Source organism: Paracoccus thiocyanatus, assembly GCF_900156255.1.
In the GTDB taxonomy this organism is placed as follows: Bacteria; Pseudomonadota; Alphaproteobacteria; order Rhodobacterales; family Rhodobacteraceae; genus Paracoccus; species Paracoccus thiocyanatus.
The window spans coordinates 1-3,268 of record NZ_FTMK01000052.1 but is presented as its reverse complement, the minus strand read 5'-3'; the positions used below and the strand labels follow the sequence as shown (position 1 = coordinate 3,268).

4 protein-coding genes and 1 pseudogene are annotated in these 3,268 nt (G+C 61.8%); 2 read left to right on the top strand and 3 right to left on the bottom strand.

Going from position 1 to position 3,268, the window contains the following annotated elements; genetic code table 11:
• The 3 genes and pseudogenes from F3H32_RS18220 to F3H32_RS17535 form a co-directional block, all read right to left on the bottom strand.
• Window positions 1-94 (bottom strand): annotated as a pseudogene (locus tag F3H32_RS18220) (ATPase); the annotation flags it as partial.
• 89 nt (window positions 95-183) lie between these two features.
• A complete protein-coding gene (locus F3H32_RS17540; RefSeq protein WP_149766934.1) occupies window positions 184-630 on the bottom strand; it encodes a type II toxin-antitoxin system VapC family toxin in 447 nt (148 codons plus the stop codon).
• Entirely contained in the window at window positions 627-932 is a 306-nt protein-coding gene (locus tag F3H32_RS17535) for a hypothetical protein (protein ID WP_149766933.1), read from the bottom strand. The genes F3H32_RS17540 and F3H32_RS17535 overlap by 4 nt, the downstream gene beginning before the upstream one ends.
• Window positions 933-1,224: 292 nt before the next feature.
• Between F3H32_RS17535 and F3H32_RS17530 the strand changes: the two genes are divergently transcribed.
• Window positions 1,225-1,416: a hypothetical protein gene (locus F3H32_RS17530; RefSeq protein ID WP_223191533.1), complete on the top strand. Its 192-nt coding sequence runs from the start codon at window positions 1,225-1,227 to the stop codon at window positions 1,414-1,416.
• A gap of 12 nt (window positions 1,417-1,428) precedes the next feature.
• Window positions 1,429-3,102 (top strand): recombinase family protein, encoded by a 1,674-nt coding sequence (locus tag F3H32_RS17525; RefSeq protein WP_149766932.1) that lies wholly within the window; start codon window positions 1,429-1,431, stop codon window positions 3,100-3,102.
• Window positions 3,103-3,268: the final 166 nt, after the last annotated feature.

The window sequence follows — 3,268 nt, the reverse complement described above, 5'->3', positions numbered from 1 at the left end:
TGGTCATCTGGTATTTGATCGAGCGAGCTTGTTTCTCGCTGATCTCGGCGTTCAGCAGGTCGCCCACGATTTGCTGCGGTTCGTGCTGTCGCTTCTGGTCCAGGCCAATCAGCAGATCGCCAACACCGCCGCCCTCCGTTGGGCCGATGAGCTGATATTCTATCGGCACAGGCACCGCTGGTGTCATATCTCTCCCCCTTCTGCTCCATGGCGCAAGGGGTTGACGATTTGAAGCCCCCTGAAATCCTTTTCGTTATCTGTGACGACCACACAGTCGTTTGCTCCCGCCACAGCAGCAATGATCATATCGAGCGCGCTCCGCGGACGTCCCGCCAGCTTACCTTCCGCCATCAACCGCGCCCAGATCAGGCCCGCCTTGTCATCGAACGAGAGAATGCGGCCAGCGAACAGTTCCTGCGGCCCCTCCGGTCCCGAGAACCAAGCGTCGAGAGCATCGCGTTTTTTCCCGCGCGGTTTCTCCAGAATGCCGCGCCGGATCTCGGCGATGGTCAGCACCGAAATAAACAGGTCTTCGTCGCGCTGCTCCGCCCACCACGCCAACAGCGCTTCCGACGGATGCGGCTTGACGACGTTGCTGATGATGTTGGTATCGAGGAGATAGCGCGTCACAGATCGACCCGGCGCCCTTCCTCGCGCGGGCGCGACAGATCGAGATCGGCGCCGACAAGGGGCGAACGGCGCAGCGCGGACAGGATGCCGCCAGATTTTGGCGGCTCACCCGCGACGAGGGCTGCCTTGACCGCAGCCCGCGCCTGATCCGCTTCCGGTCCCTCCTCCGCCAGTTGGCGGGCGAGCGACCGGATCAGTTCGCGGTCGGATTCCAATGCCAAGACCTCAAAGCGCTTGAAGCCACGCTGCATCAGGCGCGCCCGGTAGTTCTCGATCGCTCTTTTCTGTGCGGCATTGCTCATTGCTGGCCTCCATGCTATATCCTGATATATAGCCGATATTATCCTTGCAAACAAGGGATGTCAGCGATGCCGCGAGACTCGCACCACAAGCCATTCGTGCAGAAGAATACTGCGCGTTCCCGCCAGTATTTTCCATATGCTGTGATGCGCTACGCTTCGCCAGACCGCGCGGAAGACGCCGATCACGCCTCATCCACCGCCAGAATTACGGGTTTGATTTCAGTTGCTTGGCTGGCTTCAGGTGGCGATGCTGCGAAGTATGACCTTGCGAGCTCCCGGAAACACAGCAAAGATGTCAGGACGAGAGCGCGAAGTGCTGCTCGAATCCCTGATGATCGACGAGCCGGAACTGACGTTCACCCCGTGCGGCAATCCCGATCCGCGCCTTCTGCGTCTCGTCGAGTTTCTGGCGCGGCAGGCAGCGCGGGAATGCTACGCCGAGGAAGTGAAGATGACGCGTCGACGGGGGAAGCGCACCTCCTGATGCCGAAAGGAGATGTGCAGTGAAAGTCGTGATCTACGCCGCTATTCGTCGGACAATCAGCGCGAGGCGTCCATCGCCGACCAGTTCCGCATGTGCCGCCTGCGGGCGGAGAAGGAAGGCTGGACGGTGGTCGAGGAATATTCCGATCACGCCATTTCCGGCTCCAGCATGATCCAGCGTCCCGGCATCCAGGCGGTGATCATGGATTCCGGGCGAGGCCGGTTCGACATGATCCTGGCCGAGGCGCTCGACCGGATCAGCCGGGATCAAGAGGACATTGCCGGCATCTACAAGCGCATGCGCTATGCGGACGTGAAGATGTTCACCCTGTCCGAGGGCGAGATCAGCGAGTTGCATGTTGGCCTCAAGGGCACGATGAACGCCCTGTTCCTAAAAGATCTGGCCGACAAGACGCGCCGCGGGCAACGCGGCCGCGTCGAGGCCGGCAAGTCGGGCGGCGGCAATTCCTACGGCTATGACGTGGTGAAGAAGTTCGATGCCAACGGCGAGCCCGTCCGTGGCGACCGCACCATCAACCCGGTGCAGGCCGAGGTCGTCCGCCGCATCTTCCGCGACTACGCAGCCGGCAAGTCGGCCAAGACCATCGCCTTCGCCCTGAACAGGGACCGCATCCCCGCGCCGTCCGGTGGCGATTGGGGTTTCAGCACAATCAATGGCAACCCGAAGCGTGGCAACGGCATCCTCAACAACGAGATGTATGTCGGCAAGATCGTCTGGAACCGCCAGCGTTTCGTCAAAGACCCCGATACCGGGAAGCGCCAGGCCCGGCCCAACCCCGAATCCGAATGGGTCATCCAGGAAGCGCCGGAGCTGCGCATCCTCGATGACGACCTCTGGAACGCCGTGAAGGCAAGGCAGGGCGAGAACCGGACCGAGCGTGATGAGAGCGGCGTCGCCGACGTCCGCAAGATGAACCACCGCCGCCGGCCGAAATACCTGTTCTCGGGCCTGACCAAATGCGCCTGCTGCGGCGGCGGCTATTCCGCGATCTCGGCGACCCTGATCGGCTGCTCGACGGCCCGCAACAAGGGCACCTGCTCCAACCGGGTGAACATCCGCCGAGACGAGCTGGAGACGCGCGTGCTGAATGCGCTTCGCACCAAACTTGTCGATCCCGAATTGTTCGCTCACTTCTGCGCGGTGTTTACGCAGGAGATGAACCGGCTGCGGATGGAAGGCCGCGCCGGTATCGCCGCGGCCGAGGCCGAGATGGCGAAGATCGACCGGGAACTCGACACGCTGCTCAACCTGATCCTCAAGGGCGGCGCGGCTGACGCCATCAACTCCAAGATGGTCCTGCTCGAACACCGCAAGAAGGAGCTGGCTCTGTTCCTGGCCGAGGCCGATGAACCGCCTCCCCTTCTGCATCCCTCGATGGCGCTGCAATACCGCAAGCGGGTCCAGCAGCTGTGCGAAGCCTTGCAGGACGAAGAGGAAGAGAAGCGGATCGAGGCAGCAGACATCCTGCGCTCACTGGTGGACAAGATCGTGCTGACGCCGGTGGATGGCAAGGTGGAGATCGACGTCCAGGGCGATCTCGCTGGAATCCTTACGATTTCCGCGCAAACGAAAAACCCCGCCTTAGGGGCGGGGTCATCGCAAGTAAAGATGGTTGCGGGGGCGCGCAACCGCCGTAACCTACCTGAGTTGAAATGCGCGGTTTAACCCCTACCCCGCCGCAATGCAGCCAAGAGACCGCGCGCAGCAAAGCGAAGCCCCCCGGAACCCACGTCATTGCCCCCGAAGTTCGACAGCAAAACCGCTAAGCGATTGATTTCTCTGAGGCGGATTTCGCCTTTGTGTGACTACGGGACGGCTCTTAGGCAGGTTT

What these genes read in the sequence shown, in the direction of transcription:
- F3H32_RS17535 (WP_149766933.1), bottom strand. Translation starts at nt 932, where the DNA reads ATGAGCAATGCCGCACAGAAAAGAGCGATCGAGAACTACCGGGCGCGC.
- F3H32_RS17530 (WP_223191533.1), top strand. Translation starts at nt 1,225, where the DNA reads ATGTCAGGACGAGAGCGCGAAGTGCTGCTCGAATCCCTGATGATCGAC.
- F3H32_RS17525 (WP_149766932.1), top strand. Translation starts at nt 1,429, where the DNA reads ATGTGCAGTGAAAGTCGTGATCTACGCCGCTATTCGTCGGACAATCAG.